This window comes from Vibrio sp. R10-SG3-ISO3, from assembly GCF_059834225.1.
In genome coordinates, this window is the sequence record NZ_JCBDHE010000045.1 from 102,203 (window position 1) to 118,239 (window position 16,037).

Below are 16,037 nucleotides of genomic sequence, written 5' to 3' on the forward strand. Positions count from 1 at the left end.
GCCTCCCCCTTACACAAATAGGTTCATGACAAGCATGGCGCCAAATGCGTTGAGTACCGAAATGGCAATCATCACTGGGATGTAGCGTCCTTCAGTGCCAATTGGGCCAAGGATACGACCCATGTATTGGATCTGTGAACCCATCAAGTAGATAGCAGGCGCAAGAATCGCAATGTGCGCGCCATTGAGAATACCTTGGTCAAATAGGGTGATCACGACACCTACCGCGCCGCCCATCGACATCCATGCACCAATCAGTACCGCTGCCGCTTCACCAGGCAGACCAAATACCGCCATCACAGGCGCAAACACAATACCCATCAGATCCAAAGCACCTGTGATTTGCAACGCCGCAATGATCACAAACGCCATCAATACGTTTGGCACCGTCGATGTGGTTGCAATCACCCAGCCTTTTTTCGCGCCTTCGACGAAGATGTCCGTCACCATTGGCTTTTTCGCTTTTACGTCACCCATTATGCGATCTCCTCGGTCAGTGTTTCTTTGTTTTGCTTGTCGTCAGATTTCTCTTCTTTGCCTTCCGTCAGATTGACGTAAATGCGGAATAGGTTCGCACCAATAATCTTAAATGCGAACATCACTAATACCGCAAGGCCGATAGACGAAGTTACGGCGAGAGAGCCGTCCGCGAGCGTTAACGTAAATAGAACCGCACCAGATGAGAAGAAGTTGACAATGGTCGCGCCTGCCGTGAACTGGAACATAGTGAACACATCAGTTTCACGTTTGGTCAGTTGACCTTCGTCTTTCAGCTGACGCGTCATCGCTGCGCCTGCATCCGTACTTTGCAAAGAGGCGATCAACGCCAAGCCTGTGTTACCCGGAATACCCATGACTGGGCGAAGCAATGGTGTCAGCAGCTTGCGCGCCGCTTCCAGGGCACCGTAGTGCTCAAGCACATTGATCATACCAAGCGCGAACATCACCGTGGGAATAAGAGTTAGAGCGAAAATGAAGCCATCACGCGCACCACTACCACCGACACCACGGAAAGAAGTGGTCGCGGCTTGAACGCCATCCGCGGTTTCTGTCACGCCGTGCGCAACTTTACCGAAAGAGCCATTGAGCGTTGTAAAGTCCAAAACGCCATACCATTCATTGGATTGCATCAGACCAGAGAAAAACACAACCGCAAACGCCAGCGCAATGTAGCAGCCGATCGTTACCTTGCGTTCAGATTGAACCGGAGTCGTCATCAAGATACCTATCTATTCGTTGGGGAAAAGCGCGGCGAATGTACTCCCTAGCGACGTGCTAGATAGATGATCAAAATCAAGTAGAAGTCGGAAGGTGAGCGTAATCATTCTGTCACACTTACGATTGTGACATTGATCACATTTAGGATATTTAGCCAACAATTAGATCTCAAACAGGCATTTAATCCACCAATTAGTGATAACAAGTTGGCAATGCGGATATTAGCTCCTTTTCTTCTTTTGCCTCCACCAGTCTTTGAGTAAAGAAATCACAATAACGGAAAGCCCAATGGGGAAAACCACATTCCAAGTGACCATTGACAAAGTGGGCAGCCAACCTGCATCACTCACGTCACCAATCAGGAAGGCGCTATACAGGAAGTACAAGCCAAAAAAAAGCCCTCCTTCAAGTCGACTGACTATCGCACCTGTCAACATCAGAGGTAAGCACAACAAAGCGACACCAAGCATGATCGGAAAGTCCTGTGAGACGAGCTGCTCGTTGCCAACAAGTCCTTCACCACTAAATAGACCGGATATACCCAAAACCGCCAACAAATTGAACGTATTACTGCCAACGACGTTCCCGACAGCGATGTCTCTTTGCCCTTTGAAGCTCGCCACTATCGACGTCACGACCTCAGGAAGAGAGGTGCCGATGGCTAGAATCGTCAAACCAATCATTGCTTCGCTAACCCCAAAGGCTCGCGCAATGTTCACTGCGCTACTCACCAACAGATTCGCGCCCGCAATCAGTAGGATTAAACCAACGACGAGCCATAACGCACTCTGCCATACTGGTTGGTGCACCTGCGTCAATGAAGCGACTTCATCGTCACTCGCCTCTGCCGCTTCGGTCTCACTGCGCTTCCCCTGAACAAAAAGAAACGCGGTGTAAACAACCAATAACGCGACTAAAATCCCACAGTCCAACAGGCTTAATCGCCCATCTGTCGCCATATAGAAGACCAGCGCACTTAAACCAACCATGATGGGAACATCTTGGCGAATCAACTGCTTTGAGATGGTGAGTGGCGTAATGACGGCCGCTAAACCTAGGATAAACAGAACGTTAAAAATGTTGCTGCCGACAACGTTGGCGATCGCCAGTTCGGTCTTATTGGAAACGGCAGAATTGATACTCACAGCCAACTCGGGCGCACTGGTGCCAAAAGCGACAACCGTTAGACCAATAACCAGACTTGGAATACCCACTTTGGCGGCGAGTCTCGCCGCCCCTTTGACCAACCCGTCAGCTCCGGCAATCAACAACATCAAACCCAAAACTAAAAGAAGATAATCCATGTTTACCTCACCCACTCGAAGGCCAACTCACACCAAGAACGCATTCAGCGTTGAACAAGCTAAAATAACTCGAATTAATGAATAAAGCTCGATCAATTCGAGCCTTATCGCTTAGTACAATCGAGTGGCAACGCATGGCTGGTAACTGCGCCTTAGATATCGCCTACACAGTCGATGATTACTGGTCCAAAATGACCTCAAAACCACCATAAATAATTCGTTTACCATCGAACGGCATAGGATTTTGCTCTGGGCTCATTCGCGGATCATCCGAGATCTGTTGCCATGCCAGATCTCGAACTTCTTTTGATGGCCACACAACCCATGAGAACACCACGGTTTCGTTGTCTTGAGCTTTCACAGCCATAGGAAACGACGTCACCTCTCCATCCGGCACTTCATTCCCCCACGTTTCCACCACCCTTAAGGCACCGAAATCTTTGAACATTTCGGCGGCGATTTCTATGTGTGCCATGTATTTTTCTTTGTTCGCTGTCGGTACAGCCGCTACAAATCCATCAACGTATGTCATGATCACTCTCCTCTTATGTGGAGTAATAACCATAGCCCACCAATGCAGAAGTAGATCACTTGTTGATCACTGGCTCCGCCCCGTCAGCTGTAGACGCTCAGATACTGATTAGCGTGCAATGAGATTTGGCACAATAGAAACGCAAAAGCCCCGACAACTCATTGAGTTATCGGGGCTTTCTAAAGAAATGGCACGCCCTGTAGGAATTAAACTAGGATTTTAACTTCGTTTAATAAAGCTTAATAGTTATTTATTATCATACACTTAAGATACAAATTACCGAATTGTATATTTAACCAAAATAGCTCAAAATGGCTCTAAATTGACGCCCACGGCACCACAGAGGCACCACAGGATTTGACGGTAAGTTGTTATGGACACAGGAATAAACTTCACAAAACGTGCGTTAGAAAGCATAGAAAAACCGAAACATCGCATTACCTATAGAGACGTGGGAAGCACTAAAAGCGTTCAAGGTTTGGTGCTTGATGCCTTGGTTTCTGGCGCTAAAATCTTCCGTTTTCAGCGCAAAGTTAACGGAAAAAACATCAAGGTCAAACTCGGTGAGTTCCCTACGATGACGGTCGAGCAAGCAAGGGAAATGGCACGAAACACGGCGACCGACCTTGCCAACGGCATCAACCCAAACCAGCAAAAAAGAGAAGCCAGAGAAAGCCAAACCTTTGATGACTTGTTCGATATCTATGTTGCCTCTTTCGAGCTCGATATTAAAGCCAAGAAGCGCCGCGCCAGTAGCCTCAAATCAAACCAGACTCTTTACCGATTACACCTAAAACCTAAGCTTGGTAAAAAGGCCATCACTGATTTTGATGCCGAGAAAGCGCGGAAGCTAATGCAGGACTTATTCACCAAACACGGATACAGCAAACACAACCATTCGCTAACCTTGCTCAAATCGATGTTTAATCGAGCCTATATCGAGCCTAACCCCTTCGCTAAAATCAATAAGGTTGATGAGTCCCTTTTCAGACGCGAAAGAACCTTATCCAAGAAAGAGCTCGCGCAGTTTTTTGACTCACTGAGCCAAGAAAAGCAGATTTACCAAGATTGCATATTTTTGCTTCTGCTGACGGGTCAACGCAAATCGATGGTTCTTTCTATGCGCTGGCAAGAAATTGATCTTGATAATCGTCGCTGGATTATTCCAGCCAGTAAAAACAAGAGTAAAAAGGCTCACTCTGTTCCACTCACTCAAAAGGCAATGAGGATATTGGTTCGTCGCTCACATGAAGCTGAACTTAACCAAGAATTTGTATTCCCAAGCGCTCGAAGCCAACTCGGTCATATCACCGATAAAAGCGGGAAAGGCGGTTTCTGGCAAAGAATCACCGATCGCGTTGGCATGTACGCACCCGACAATCCGGAAAAGCATCTAACAGTTCACGACCTAAGACGCACCCTAGCCACTTTTCAAGTTACATCGGGCGGCTCAATACAGGCAACAAGTAAACTACTGGGTCACTCCAACATCAGCATAACCAATGATGTGTATGCTCATTTGTCGGACGATAGCGTGAGAGAGACGCTAGAGAAAACCGTCACCTATATGCTTGGGGACTCATTGCAGACTAAGTTAGATCGCATTAAGCAAGAGATTGATACTCTGCCTATCGAAGCAAGGCAGGAATTGATGAGCTATTTGGAACAATCTGTAGATTCTGACATTCTTACGGCTTAAGCCGCACGAAGCCTTGAATTTATTGGCTTAAGCACTTTTTGTTAGCCAAAATTGACTGGCTAACTAGCCAGTGACATTAAGCCTATTAGGTTAAAACACAGCGGCTAATCTTCCATATTTCTTTAACCCACTAACCACAAAAATTGGTTAGTGGGTTAAAGAGAATAAACAAATCAGGCTGCAATACGAACGGAAACAGGCAAGCGGTATAGAGTAGTGTTTGACCTGCCAGCCTTAGACTCAATCGCCCCTTCCTCTTGTGCCAGTCGTTTAAGTTCTTTACCCACGATTCTATTTTTATCTACGTGCACATTGATGTGTTTACACACCTCCGAAGCCGTCACCCACTCCCAAACGTACTTTTCAGGGTCATCGATTAGGAAGCGCTCAACGATGGCTTCATAGTAAGAACTTTTGGCATTGTGCTCGTTGTTGACCTTTGCGGCTAACTCAAGCTCAGTATCCGTCAAGTGCCAAGATTCACCAGACCTGTATAGCTCATAGGCTTGAAGCCAAAATTGCTTGAGTTCTGCTGGATGACGGTGGCTCAGCCTACCATTGTCATATCGCCAACCAAGGGTACGGTTTACCAGTTCCATGTCGATAGGCGCGGCCAGCTCGATAACGGCATATCGACTTGAGCCAGTTTCATCACGTAGAAAGCCAGTCACGTTAACAGTCGCAATAAACGACGTTTGACGAGGTTTCTTAATATCCTTCGCGCCATAAGGGGGTCGGACTGTATCCACCTCCTTAGTAATAAACGCCTTGAGGCTTCCTTGGCTGTTTCGAGAGGTACGCTCTAACTCACCGAGCTCAACAATCAGGCTGTTAATACAGCTAATAACTGAATCTTTAGAGTCAGGGTTGATCTCTTGCCCTTCCAAGAACGCCCCTTCAAACACGGAGGCAAATCGCTTGATAAACGCCGTTTTCCTGAACGACTGCCCGCCTTGAAGAACCGGAATCAATTTTGAGCTAAATGGTGTTTCAAATACCGATGCCACCACCGCAATAAAAAACTTTCGCATCACGCAGCTTGCAAGCTCTTTATCCTTCGCGTTCATGGCGTCAATCACAGGTGTCATACGGTCGATACCGTCCCAATTACTTTCATGCAGGTAATTGGCAAAAGGGTGGTAACTGTTGTTCTCAGCCAAAGACATAAGGTGATCGGCTAGAATCTCTTTTTTGAAGCCACCGCGAACACAAACATCAATCAACAAGCTACGTTTTTGCTCGGCTGTTTTGTCGAGCATTTGGCCATCGACAAACAACTCAACTTCCATATTCATTTTGTTGACCACTACATCGATGCCATTGCTTTTTAACAGCGCTTGTAGGTTTCTTGATGTAGGTAGCGGATTAAACCTCGCATCTAAGTCAGGGTAGTTAGGTTTCACCGTGTCGTGTAACTGGCTTACTTTTTCAACAACACAATCCATAGTCACTCCTTATGCCGTTTGTGTTTGAACTCGGCTTTCAAGGAAAGCATCAAGGTCAGCCAGTGTATAAAACACCTTACGGCCCACTTTGATAAATGGCAGGCGATAGCGTCCAGTTGATGCCCAAACGGCGAGCGTCCCTTCTGTCACACCCAAATACTCTGCTGCTGATTTACGGTTCAACTTCTTGCCGTACTTTGAAATTTCTGAATTACTCATAATTAATCTTCCTCGTTTGAAATCATCCTAATTGGATAAATTCAGACTACGAATGATCAGGTTTAACGGCAATCAGAAGAGGGGAACGGTTTTTAGTGTAGAGAGTTAAGCGACAAGCCGTCATCCCTTTGATTTAAAGGGCTGGAGCGGGAACGGATAACATAGATACTGAGTTATGTCAGAGCGCTAACATGCCCCCAAAGCCTACCATTTTAAGAACAGTAAGACCGAAATCGGCACTCAGACTTACAGTCATTCAATATCCGCTCTTTTTGGTCAAAATCTTCTTAGATTATTAAATCTAACTCCATAAATTCGAATAATCTTCAGTATGGGAAAGCTCAATTTTACTGTAACTTTTGGTATCATGTATTCGAAATAAATTTCAACACGGTCACTAGGATGAACTACTACGATAAAAATGCTCGAGCGTTTTATGATGGAACCATCAATGTTGAAATGGATAGCTTATATGAGGAATTCCTGCCGCATCTAAAATTAGGAAGTTTCATACTTGATGCTGGTTGTGGTTCAGGTCGTGATGCATTAGCTTTCAAAGCTCGAGGGTTTAAAGTTCATGCTATTGATGCAAGTAACAAGCTTGCGTTGTTAGCCCAAAGCCTTATTGAACAACCCGTCGAAGTAACAACATTCCAGAAATTTCAGTCGAAGTCTTCATTCGACGGCATCTGGGCTTGTGCGTCATTACTCCATTTACCTTTAGCCGAACTACCAATTGCATTCAACAATCTTGCTGGAAGCCTAAAAGCTAAAGGGCTGTTCTATTGCTCATTCAAGTATGGGAATGATGAAGTCAACCGAGATGGTCGTAATTTTACAAATCTGAACGAGACCTTACTTGAAATAGTGCTTCAAGATAGCCCGCTAAGAATACTAAAAACATGGAAAACGTCAGACTTGCGTCAAGGGCGAGAGAACGAAAAATGGCTCAACGCAATTCTCATTAAAGAGAAATAGTATTAAGTTGGAATCAAGAATGACCATCCAGTTTTCAAATAACAGTACAGAACTCGAAACTTTCCGAACAATTATTCTATACGGCGCAAATACTGCCAGCTACAAATTTGCTTTAGGTCAAGCCTTACTTGAACTACCTATAGAAAAACGGAGTTTCATTAGACTCGATGAGCTCGCTGTTCCCTTTTACAAACATATAGTACAGCATGTCCTATCAGGCAAGAAGCAAACCAGCGCTAAGTCATCAAAATATCTTTACGCGTGTCAGCTCTTCTCTGAAGGCAAACTAACTGAAGATGAGATAATCTCATTAACGGTTTCAACAGGTTTCCAATATGTAATTGACGCTTTTCCCAAGTTAAAAAAGCAATACGGCCAAGGAGCAAAATTTTATACAAAATCAGTAGTAGACAATGTCAAAGGTATCACTATAGATGATTCATTATATCGTTTGAGAGAGCTCGCTCAGGCAAGCAACTTGTCTGAAGAAGTTGAAGGGCGTTGGAACCTTGTAGAGTCATCTTGGGATGCCAAGGGAGACAAGTTGATCATTGAGTATGATGACACTGAAAAGCTTTTCTGCGGACGACGCATTAAATCAAATAAATCATACCTTAATAGTCATATACGAGCCCCTGTAACACACGCCCGTAAGCCTTTGAGCGGCTATCAAAAAGGTAAGTGTTTTTACTGCTTTGATGACATTAGTATCGTACCTAACCAACCAAATACGGCAGCCGTCGATCATTTTTTCCCAATCAGCCTACAATACCAAGTTGGAACTGACATAAACCTCAACCTCAACGGTATTTGGAACCTAGTTCTTACCTGCAAAGACTGTAATGGTGAAGAAGCATGGTCTAAATGGGCTCACACACCCGATTACTCTCTTCTCCCAGCATTAATACGGAGAAATGATTATTACATCAGTAGCAAGCATCCATTAGGTGAAACAATTCAATTAGAGACAGGAAACACTGCATCGCAGCGCAAAAATTACATTAAAGAAGTATTCAAAGTTGCAAAACAAGCTACACCTTACGAGTGGAAACCTCGATTACTTAAGGGATCTCCTTTTTAATCCAGCTTAGTGGTCAGCATCAGCACACCTTTGGGAAAAATTTTTAGGTGTGCTGATCTAAACTAATTCGTTCACATTAGAAGATATATATTGAAACCTTAAACGTTCGGTTACTCGAAGCTGGAAAACCAAAGAAAGTGGCGATTATCGCTTGCGTTCGCAAGATTGTGGTCATCTTAAACTCCATGCTTCGAGATGGCGTCATGTGGGACCAAAACATCGCCCAAAATAAAGGATTGACGCCATAGTCGTTTGTTATGCTACTACTTTAGAAGTAGTACCTTACACCAGCATAAGCACCTGATAGGTTTACATCGATATCATTTCCAGCTCGGCTGATTGATGTAAATGTAGCACGATAGCCCAAGTTTAAATCAACGCCTTGCTTTAAACGTGTACCAACTTCCAAACCCGCTTGGTAGCCTGTTTGAGATTCTGAAATGCTGATATTGTTTCCAGAGCCATCTATTGATACATGACCGATGCCTGCCATAGGCGCTAAGTACAAATTACCGAAGTCGTACAGTACAAATAGTTTTGCTTTCAGATTCACAAAGAAAGCATCACCGTCAACTTTCAAAGTCCCTGTATTATCAACTTCACCAAACGTCCTATATTCTGCTTCTACACTCGTTTTTACTAGCGAATGCGTATTGAATTCATAACCCGCTAAAAAATTGAACCCAATATCTGCAGATTCGTCAGCCGATTCACCATTGATGCTAACATCAACATTATTTGCCGCAGTTAAATCTGCGCCTACATAAAACTGATCGCCAGTCTTTTTGACAAAGTCATCAGGCTTTGCAATGGAAGGTGAGCTAAATAAAAGCAAAGAACCTACGATCAAGCCAGCTGTGTTTTTCATAATTAATACCGATACTTAAAACCGAAATTATATCAGAAATCCAAACTTATGGAACACCGTATAGACAAGGTAGCATAACGCCCAATTAAGGTGTGAAGCACGCTACCACGGTACTTAATTTGAACACCCTAAACACTGAACCTCACCCGAGCCAAAAATGCCAAGCGTGCTGAATCACTCTTAAATGATTTTTAGCTGTTTTCTTTTGCCACAAGGTCTTTGAACCTTTGTAAGATACCTTCGACCATATCGACGTATTTGTGCATTGATTCTACTAATTCTTCATCTCGTTCTATTACATCTTCGTCCAAGCACAGTTTTAATGATGGATTGAATGATTGCCCAACCCTGACATTTCCAGCTGGAGGTAAACTCATCAATACCATTCCATCTCGAATTGGACCACAATGTAAATTTTGAATTGTTAGCATTGGTCCAGAAACGCCATTCATTTGAAAATTTTTTATCCCTGCGTAGTGTGCGACTGGAACGAGTGATTTATGCTTGTCAGTAATATCAAGATCATGTAACGAGCGAAGTAACTTATTACCACCTGTATAAGGTTTTAAATCTCTAACGATATCGACAACCCCCTGACCTGCTTTGTCAATACGTCTCTTCTTAATCATTTGCTCGAGACCATAAGCGTCATTTCCAAAAGGAAAGTACACATTTTTTGCATCCTGACCAGCATGTTCTACTAACTCGGTAGCTAGAAGGTCTAAAGAAGCTCTTAAATTATGGATTACGTCCCCAATTATTGCTGCAAAAATCATGGGGATATCATGCTTTACTCGAAGCGTCCAAAGGTGATTACTACCACCATCTTCACTCTCAACAACCACTTTAAATGGCTTTGATTTTATATAATCCACTAACTGATTTTCTAGTTCTCGAATATGACTTTTTGCCCTGACTATTTTTAATTCCGTACCTACAAACGTTGTCATTTTAATACTCCATCATGGATATTATTATCGGCTTCATTTGAAAACTGCTAACGCCCAATTAAGGTGTGGTAACGCTACCACGAAACTCAATCAGACCACTGTAAACACCATACTCAAATTTAGAATCAAAAATCCCAAGCGTTAGGAATCACTCTTAAATTGTTTGTTATAGCTCTATGCACCAAACCCTATTAAAGTTCCACCACCATGCATTGAGTTACGCGAAAAAGTGTTACCGCCAACTTTTAATGAAGAACTATCGCCGTACAAATTAAGACCTAGAGGGCGTAAGTCTAATTTATCAACAGCTACAACATCTTGAGACGGTGCTTTAGCTGATAAGACCGTTTCGCCAGAGATTAGTACCGTAATTTTGTTGTTCTGGGTTACGACTTTTATTGCTGGGTGTAATGATTTGTTTTTCTCTACTACGGGAACCAATTCATTGGTAGACGAATCAGCTACAGCTTTGATCCAAACTTGAGGAATACTACCCTTACCTATTAGTACTGGAATGTCCCCACCAATAGATACCAAATTTCCACCGCCAGTTAATGTGTTGCTACATATAGTGAGCTTTTTAAGTGGCTTGTAACCATCAGGAAGCTTATTGTCCATTGTTACCTCCGAGCACTCTTCTTCTTGTAGGAGCACTTTCAAAGTGCTTCTCTATCTTTTTCATGACTAATTTTCGGCTATCTTTTAAGTACAAACCAACCAAATAAAGAACGATAGTTGCCCCTCCGCCAAAAGCCAAAGCAATCCACTCACCTTTAATAATTATGGTGTAATCAGAATATCCCTTGCCGAGTAAATTTAACGCAAACCCAAAGGTAGTTAAGCCGATACTATTTGCCCAGTTATATGTAACGGGTTTACCATTTTTAAGTCGCTCAAATTCGACTTCTCGCAATAAATAGTCTGCTTGCCAAGTGCCGATATCACCACCGGTCATTAAGTCATCGACTATTTGAGTTTCGGTAATTTCTAAGTCACTTATTTCTTTTTTTACCATAGAACTTCCAACGTTAATTAAAACTAAAAAAGCTATAACGCCCGCTTAAGTTGTGAGTAACGCGCCACTGAACCTAGCTTGAATACCGTAATCACATAAGCCTAACTTGACGCCAAAAGTGCCGAGCGTTACGAATCGACTTAAAGCGTTTGTTAGCTATTTGATAAATGAATTACTTGCTTCATACTGCTTTTCCATTTTGTTGGAGTATGACTTTAATTCAGCTAGATAATGCGAAATATTCTTTGAATCTTCTTTACCAGCTACATAGTCCATCGTTGTTTCATCAATGGTGAGAACAAAATTTGGATGAAACTCTGACTGGTAGGTAACTTTGGTTGTTAAACTGATCGTCGCATCTTTAGTCCAAGTTACACTGTCAATTGATAACGGTTCTTCTTTGTTTTTTTCTCTGCTCTTGTTAATTTCGTCAATCGTACTCTTGAGATCATCATAAGCAGAAGAGTAAAGATTTTTAGTGTTTGCATAAACTGAGGTAGATGCACGGTCATCACCTACAAATGTAACCTCGTATGTTGAACTCAGTGTTTCACGGTAGACTTCACCAAGTCTAATTTTCCCAGAAGTTAATTCAATAACATTTCCAAATTGCTTGAAGCTATTAATTTGCTCTATGCCTAACAACCCTGAAGCTGCTACAATCGATGCGCCCAATACCAACATTCTTTTCATATTCTTATCCTATTATATGTAAAAGCTTCAATTAAAATAGCTAACGCCTTGCTAAGTAGCCGCTAACAACCACGACTCTCACGCAAAGCCACCTTAATCACAGAACTCAACCAAACCAAAATCGCCGAGCGTTAACTGGGTTGAGCAATTTGTTAGCCATTCAACTCACCGAGTAGCGCTTCAGCCAAACTTATACTTGCCTCTAACTGTTCATAGTCAAAGTTTTCGGTTGTAGAATGCACCTGATGATTTCGAATCATTCTCAGTTTTGTAAGCCGTTCAAATTGCTCCCAACTGATTTCACCAGTTTTCTCGAGTTGCTCCCACTTAAACGTGTGACCAGCAGAAATATTGTGTTGTTTGAACTTTGCATGGATGGTTGATTCAAGCTGGTTCCACAACAATATTAGGTTTTCAATGCTTACCGCTTTGTTTACTTTCTCGGTTTCGACACCAAATAAGTTATTCAGTAATACCGCTGCAATTTGTCGATACGCTTTTAAGTAGCGACTATCAACAGATAAGCCTGTACCGTCATGGTAAAGTTGATTCCTAATTCTGTGGTAATGCTCTATATCTCCCTCGTCTAAGCCTATTAGCTTACGTGAAGCATATTTGAACAGAAGTTCGACCATTTTGGGGAAACTATTACCTGCCTCATCTTTTTCCTTACGAGGAAACTTGAAACCAGATAATTTTTCAGGTAATGACAAGAACGTTCGTATCGACGTTTCAACTGAGTTATCAATGCTTATGAAAGCTATCCGCGAATCGAATGCTGAACCCAACTCAATATGAGAATCTGCATGACGAAGCAATTCTAATGCTCCAGAAGCCCAAGTATTTTCCATCGATACTCCAAATTTACTGCGGTATGGCTAACGCTTTATATACGGCAACAAGCCGCCTTTCCAACTCGCATCCTTCCGCCTAATACTTCCACCCACTAAGACGCTGCACTAATAAATAACCGAAAATCAGAGTATTAGTAAACGGCCCATTATGAGACCTGTTGGATACTATAGCAAATCCCCGTCTATCATGTATATGACGGCATTGACTGCTAATTTTGACTTTAACTAGGCCTTATACACTTGAAGATTCAACTTCCCTTGCATACGAGCATGAGCTCTTTTTATAAGGTTGATGCTGAATCGTATTAACAATAGGGCTTTAGGCTATGTGGCGTCTCGGCGGTGCTAGATTGGATTCCTCAACGAGTGAGTTTAGCTTTTCGGTCAACTCTGAATATCTGGCGGTATAGCGAGCATGAGTCACCCAAGATCTTTGCCCAACGTTTAGTACATAGTCCATCACCAGTGATTTAAATGATTCATGCTCTTTATGGTCAAAACTATCGTAAAGGTCTTGCAAGGGCTCTAAATCAATATCCACAATTGAAACGGCACTAAAATTTTCGTTTCCCCCAATCATTGGCCTGCCGTGATAACTAAAGTGGATACCGACCAAATACCCATTTATGCGACAAAGGATATCGAGCTCTGAGTAGTGCCCCGAAGGCTCGACTTCAAAATCATCAATCGTTAAATGATGTGCTTGAGTCACATATCCAGAGACGGTGACCTCCCTTCCGTAATCATCTCTCTTTTCTAATTCAAGCTTCCAATCAGGCAACTGTATCTCAAACTGGTCCAGATCCTTTAAGCATTGCTTAATCACAAGCCTTGCGACCACACAGAATGAATATTGACACTCTATCGGCTCACCCGTTTCATCTTTCGACTTTTTGTCGTGGGCAAAGTGGTGGATCATTTTATCCGGATTGGGCCCTTTTTTAGCCACAAGGTTTTGTTTGCAACTTGGACAAACACAACCACATGCTCTACCCCGTTGCACCTCACTAATGTCTAGGTATTTATCATCCTTCAAGCCAAACGGTATCAGCATCCCTCTCTTCCCTTCACGTTTGTGAATTGTCGGTGGCTAGCGTCGACTTTTCTTGAGTTGACGAATATCCTTGTCCAACGCATCCATTTTAGGGACTCTCATACGCGCTACCTGTTTCTGTCCGTTTTTCAGAGTAATTTCAACCTCCAAGAGATCTGATTCGTGTTCTGTGTCACCTGTCGAGATCTCCTTCGTTTTACCCCAAAAATACCTGAGGTAGTGAGTTCTAACACTAGCGACACCGTCAAAAGAAAAGCCACCTTTGAGGCAAATCGTAAGAAAGGAGAAAAATTCAGACTCTTTCGTGGTTTTCACTACTTTGCCCCATGAACGCCACAGATCTGTCAGGGCTTGATAGCGACGAAAGTCCCTGCTTTTGGGAGTCGTAACCCGCGTTACTTGTTCATTGGAATCAAAATCCACCTCTGATACGTAGACACCTTGTTGCTGAGCGTGAACTCCCTCTAATGTCTCAGCTATGGTGCTTAATAGGGAGCGTGACCAAGCTACTTTGCTTTGAAGTTGCCGCTCTATTTCGTCATAGAAATTGGGATCGGTATTTCTGATATCGTCAAAGCCTGACTGTGCTTGTTGCAACGCTTTAGATAGGCGCTTAATTGACGAAAGATCGGTGTCACTTGGAATTTGGATTAGTATGTTTTCACACTCTTTCACTTGATGAACATCAAGCCCGATACTCATCAACTCGTCTGTCTGTTTTTGGCTCAACCCTGCCACTGCAAACTCCATGCAACTTGTTACTTAATAGCTCAGTTGTAGAAGGTATCATTTTGTATAGATGAAGCAAGCGATCGGATAGACAAAAAGAGAGTGATGTTTCGAAAAAAGCGAAGAGTCGAAAATAGGTGGGGTTTAACAAAAGTTGATAAAAATAGATTTCAGCGGCACCACAGAGGCACCACAGAAAAACGAAAAGCCCGATAACTCATTGAATTATCGGGCTTTTTTCGGATATATGGCACGCCCTGTAGGATTCGAACCTACGACCACATCCTTAGAAGGGACGTGCTCTATCCAGCTGAGCTAAGGGCGCGCTACAGGGACAGGATTATACGAGTTCGAGGTCTTAACACAAGACCTTTTCGTATCATTATGATCTAAGTGACTAAAAAAGGGGCATTGGCGGTTAAGGTGTTTAAAAACAACTCAAAGCAAACGTTTGCTTATGGATGTTCATTCAATTATTTGCGACAATGCGCGACAAATTATTCGCCATTGTGATTAAAGGAAAGTCATGACTGCTCAAAATATCGATGGAACACTGATTTCTCAAACCGTCCGTTCCGAAGTCGCGGCTCGTGTGAAAGCGCGCCTAGACGCTGGGTTACGTGCCCCTGGCTTGGCTGTGGTTCTCGTTGGTGAAGATCCGGCATCACAAGTGTATGTCGGCAGCAAACGCCGCGCGTGTGAAGAGGTGGGCTTTGTGTCTAAATCGTTCGACCTCCCTGCCACCGCAAGTCAAACTGAGCTGCTTGCACTGATTGACACACTGAACGCTGACGATGAGATTGACGGCATCTTGGTTCAACTTCCGCTACCAGCGGGAATCGACTCTACCGCCGTGCTTGAACACATTCATCCAGAGAAAGACGTCGATGGCTTCCACCCTTACAACGTGGGCCGCCTAGCGCAGCGCATTCCAAAACTGCGCTCTTGTACGCCGAAAGGCATCATCACCCTGCTTGATCGCTACAACATCGATCTTCGTGGCAAACACGCAGTGGTGGTTGGCGCGTCCAACATTGTCGGTCGACCAATGACATTGGAGCTCCTGCTTGCGGGCTGTACCACCACGACTTGTCACCGTTTTACTCAAGATCTAGAAGGTCATGTACGTCAAGCGGATCTGGTGGTCGTTGCGGTAGGTAAACCTAACTTTATTCCAGGTCACTGGATCAAAGAGGGAGCGGTCGTGGTCGATGTCGGTATCAACCGCTTGGAGTCAGGCAAGTTGGTGGGTGATGTGGAATACGATAAAGCCAAAGAGCGCGCCAGCTTTATTACGCCAGTCCCTGGTGGTGTTGGGCCAATGACGGTGGCGAGCTTGATTGAGAATACTATGCTAGCGTGTGAGCAATTTCATACCAAATAACTAGCGCCCTATCC

At 43.6% G+C, this 16,037-nt stretch carries 18 protein-coding genes, 1 tRNA gene and 1 pseudogene; 5 read left to right on the plus strand and 15 right to left on the minus strand.

Annotated elements, in window-relative coordinates:
* Positions 1-9: 9 nt before the first annotated feature.
* The 4 genes from AC6R1A_RS13200 to AC6R1A_RS13215 all read right to left on the minus strand — a co-directional run bounded on the left by AC6R1A_RS13200 (position 10) and on the right by AC6R1A_RS13215 (position 3,054).
* Complete coding sequence (locus AC6R1A_RS13200) at positions 10-477, minus strand: YjiG family protein (protein ID WP_500633703.1); 468 nt, start codon at positions 475-477, stop codon at positions 10-12.
* On the minus strand, positions 477-1,217 hold the full coding sequence (locus AC6R1A_RS13205) for a nucleoside recognition domain-containing protein (RefSeq protein WP_500633702.1): 741 nt from the start codon (positions 1,215-1,217) through the stop codon (positions 477-479). The genes AC6R1A_RS13200 and AC6R1A_RS13205 overlap by 1 nt, the downstream gene beginning before the upstream one ends.
* 222 nt (positions 1,218-1,439) lie before the next feature.
* On the minus strand, positions 1,440-2,522 hold the full coding sequence (locus AC6R1A_RS13210) for a calcium/sodium antiporter (protein ID WP_500633701.1): 1,083 nt from the start codon (positions 2,520-2,522) through the stop codon (positions 1,440-1,442).
* Positions 2,523-2,700: 178 nt separating this feature from the next.
* Entirely contained in the window at positions 2,701-3,054 is a 354-nt protein-coding gene (locus AC6R1A_RS13215; RefSeq protein WP_500626070.1) for a DUF1428 domain-containing protein, read from the minus strand.
* A 373-nt stretch (positions 3,055-3,427) separates the two neighbouring features.
* Between AC6R1A_RS13215 and AC6R1A_RS13220 the strand changes: the two genes are divergently transcribed.
* Positions 3,428-4,753, plus strand: coding sequence for a tyrosine-type recombinase/integrase (locus AC6R1A_RS13220; protein ID WP_500633700.1), 1,326 nt, complete (start codon positions 3,428-3,430; stop codon positions 4,751-4,753).
* A gap of 173 nt (positions 4,754-4,926) precedes the next feature.
* On the opposite strand, the gene AC6R1A_RS13225 is transcribed toward AC6R1A_RS13220, so the two are convergent.
* Positions 4,927-6,198 (minus strand): VapE domain-containing protein, encoded by a 1,272-nt coding sequence (locus AC6R1A_RS13225; protein WP_500633699.1) that lies wholly within the window; start codon positions 6,196-6,198, stop codon positions 4,927-4,929.
* A 9-nt stretch (positions 6,199-6,207) separates the two neighbouring features.
* Positions 6,208-6,417 (minus strand): helix-turn-helix domain-containing protein, encoded by a 210-nt coding sequence (locus AC6R1A_RS13230; RefSeq protein WP_500626067.1) that lies wholly within the window; start codon positions 6,415-6,417, stop codon positions 6,208-6,210.
* A gap of 402 nt (positions 6,418-6,819) precedes the next feature.
* On the opposite strand from AC6R1A_RS13230, the gene AC6R1A_RS13235 reads away from it, so the two are divergent.
* The 3 genes and pseudogenes from AC6R1A_RS13235 to AC6R1A_RS13245 all read left to right on the plus strand — a co-directional run.
* Positions 6,820-7,395 carry a class I SAM-dependent DNA methyltransferase gene (locus AC6R1A_RS13235; protein ID WP_500633698.1) on the plus strand — a complete coding sequence of 192 codons (576 nt, stop codon included), beginning with the start codon at positions 6,820-6,822 and terminating at the stop codon, positions 7,393-7,395.
* Positions 7,396-7,414: 19 nt separating this feature from the next.
* Positions 7,415-8,476: an HNH endonuclease family protein gene (locus AC6R1A_RS13240; protein ID WP_500630036.1), complete on the plus strand. Its 1,062-nt coding sequence runs from the start codon at positions 7,415-7,417 to the stop codon at positions 8,474-8,476.
* 107 nt (positions 8,477-8,583) lie between these two features.
* Positions 8,584-8,724, plus strand: a pseudogene (locus tag AC6R1A_RS13245) (IS110 family transposase); the annotation flags it as partial.
* A gap of 20 nt (positions 8,725-8,744) precedes the next feature.
* On the opposite strand, the gene AC6R1A_RS13250 reads toward AC6R1A_RS13245, so the two are convergent.
* From AC6R1A_RS13250 to AC6R1A_RS13290, 9 genes are all read right to left on the minus strand, one after another.
* Complete coding sequence (locus tag AC6R1A_RS13250) at positions 8,745-9,344, minus strand: outer membrane beta-barrel protein (protein ID WP_500633697.1); 600 nt, start codon at positions 9,342-9,344, stop codon at positions 8,745-8,747.
* 191 nt (positions 9,345-9,535) lie between these two features.
* Positions 9,536-10,294: a hypothetical protein gene (locus tag AC6R1A_RS13255; protein WP_500633696.1), complete on the minus strand. Its 759-nt coding sequence runs from the start codon at positions 10,292-10,294 to the stop codon at positions 9,536-9,538.
* 174 nt (positions 10,295-10,468) lie between these two features.
* Positions 10,469-10,912: a hypothetical protein gene (locus AC6R1A_RS13260; RefSeq protein WP_500633695.1), complete on the minus strand. Its 444-nt coding sequence runs from the start codon at positions 10,910-10,912 to the stop codon at positions 10,469-10,471.
* The gene (locus tag AC6R1A_RS13265; RefSeq protein WP_500633694.1) at positions 10,902-11,309 is read right to left on the minus strand and encodes a hypothetical protein; all 408 of its coding nucleotides are present in this window, start codon (positions 11,307-11,309) and stop codon (positions 10,902-10,904) included. Before AC6R1A_RS13265 ends, AC6R1A_RS13260 begins: the two co-directional genes overlap by 11 nt.
* A 156-nt stretch (positions 11,310-11,465) precedes the next feature.
* Positions 11,466-12,002, minus strand: coding sequence for a hypothetical protein (locus AC6R1A_RS13270; RefSeq protein WP_500633693.1), 537 nt, complete (start codon positions 12,000-12,002; stop codon positions 11,466-11,468).
* Positions 12,003-12,154: 152 nt separating this feature from the next.
* Complete coding sequence (locus AC6R1A_RS13275; protein ID WP_500633692.1) at positions 12,155-12,853, minus strand: hypothetical protein; 699 nt, start codon at positions 12,851-12,853, stop codon at positions 12,155-12,157.
* A gap of 322 nt (positions 12,854-13,175) precedes the next feature.
* The gene (locus AC6R1A_RS13280; protein WP_500633691.1) at positions 13,176-13,910 is read right to left on the minus strand and encodes a competence protein CoiA family protein; all 735 of its coding nucleotides are present in this window, start codon (positions 13,908-13,910) and stop codon (positions 13,176-13,178) included.
* A 36-nt stretch (positions 13,911-13,946) separates the two neighbouring features.
* On the minus strand, positions 13,947-14,648 hold the full coding sequence (locus AC6R1A_RS13285) for a hypothetical protein (RefSeq protein ID WP_500633690.1): 702 nt from the start codon (positions 14,646-14,648) through the stop codon (positions 13,947-13,949).
* A 239-nt stretch (positions 14,649-14,887) separates the two neighbouring features.
* Positions 14,888-14,964: transfer RNA gene (locus tag AC6R1A_RS13290), tRNA-Arg, on the minus strand.
* Between the two features lie 201 nt (positions 14,965-15,165).
* Here AC6R1A_RS13290 and folD point away from each other — a divergent pair.
* Positions 15,166-16,023 carry a bifunctional methylenetetrahydrofolate dehydrogenase/methenyltetrahydrofolate cyclohydrolase FolD gene (folD, locus tag AC6R1A_RS13295; protein WP_487901080.1) on the plus strand — a complete coding sequence of 286 codons (858 nt, stop codon included), beginning with the start codon at positions 15,166-15,168 and terminating at the stop codon, positions 16,021-16,023.
* Positions 16,024-16,037: the final 14 nt, after the last annotated feature.

What these genes read in the sequence shown, in the direction of transcription:
- AC6R1A_RS13200 (WP_500633703.1), bottom strand. Translation starts at nt 477, where the DNA reads ATGGGTGACGTAAAAGCGAAAAAGCCAATGGTGACGGACATCTTCGTC.
- AC6R1A_RS13205 (WP_500633702.1), bottom strand. Translation starts at nt 1,217, where the DNA reads ATGACGACTCCGGTTCAATCTGAACGCAAGGTAACGATCGGCTGCTAC.
- AC6R1A_RS13210 (WP_500633701.1), bottom strand. Translation starts at nt 2,522, where the DNA reads ATGGATTATCTTCTTTTAGTTTTGGGTTTGATGTTGTTGATTGCCGGA.
- AC6R1A_RS13215 (WP_500626070.1), bottom strand. Translation starts at nt 3,054, where the DNA reads ATGACATACGTTGATGGATTTGTAGCGGCTGTACCGACAGCGAACAAA.
- AC6R1A_RS13220 (WP_500633700.1), top strand. Translation starts at nt 3,428, where the DNA reads ATGGACACAGGAATAAACTTCACAAAACGTGCGTTAGAAAGCATAGAA.
- AC6R1A_RS13225 (WP_500633699.1), bottom strand. Translation starts at nt 6,198, where the DNA reads ATGGATTGTGTTGTTGAAAAAGTAAGCCAGTTACACGACACGGTGAAA.
- AC6R1A_RS13230 (WP_500626067.1), bottom strand. Translation starts at nt 6,417, where the DNA reads ATGAGTAATTCAGAAATTTCAAAGTACGGCAAGAAGTTGAACCGTAAA.
- AC6R1A_RS13235 (WP_500633698.1), top strand. Translation starts at nt 6,820, where the DNA reads ATGAACTACTACGATAAAAATGCTCGAGCGTTTTATGATGGAACCATC.
- AC6R1A_RS13240 (WP_500630036.1), top strand. Translation starts at nt 7,415, where the DNA reads ATGACCATCCAGTTTTCAAATAACAGTACAGAACTCGAAACTTTCCGA.
- AC6R1A_RS13250 (WP_500633697.1), bottom strand. Translation starts at nt 9,344, where the DNA reads ATGAAAAACACAGCTGGCTTGATCGTAGGTTCTTTGCTTTTATTTAGC.
- AC6R1A_RS13255 (WP_500633696.1), bottom strand. Translation starts at nt 10,294, where the DNA reads ATGACAACGTTTGTAGGTACGGAATTAAAAATAGTCAGGGCAAAAAGT.
- AC6R1A_RS13260 (WP_500633695.1), bottom strand. Translation starts at nt 10,912, where the DNA reads ATGGACAATAAGCTTCCTGATGGTTACAAGCCACTTAAAAAGCTCACT.
- AC6R1A_RS13265 (WP_500633694.1), bottom strand. Translation starts at nt 11,309, where the DNA reads ATGGTAAAAAAAGAAATAAGTGACTTAGAAATTACCGAAACTCAAATA.
- AC6R1A_RS13270 (WP_500633693.1), bottom strand. Translation starts at nt 12,002, where the DNA reads ATGAAAAGAATGTTGGTATTGGGCGCATCGATTGTAGCAGCTTCAGGG.
- AC6R1A_RS13275 (WP_500633692.1), bottom strand. Translation starts at nt 12,853, where the DNA reads ATGGAAAATACTTGGGCTTCTGGAGCATTAGAATTGCTTCGTCATGCA.
- AC6R1A_RS13280 (WP_500633691.1), bottom strand. Translation starts at nt 13,910, where the DNA reads ATGCTGATACCGTTTGGCTTGAAGGATGATAAATACCTAGACATTAGT.
- folD (WP_487901080.1), top strand. Translation starts at nt 15,166, where the DNA reads ATGACTGCTCAAAATATCGATGGAACACTGATTTCTCAAACCGTCCGT.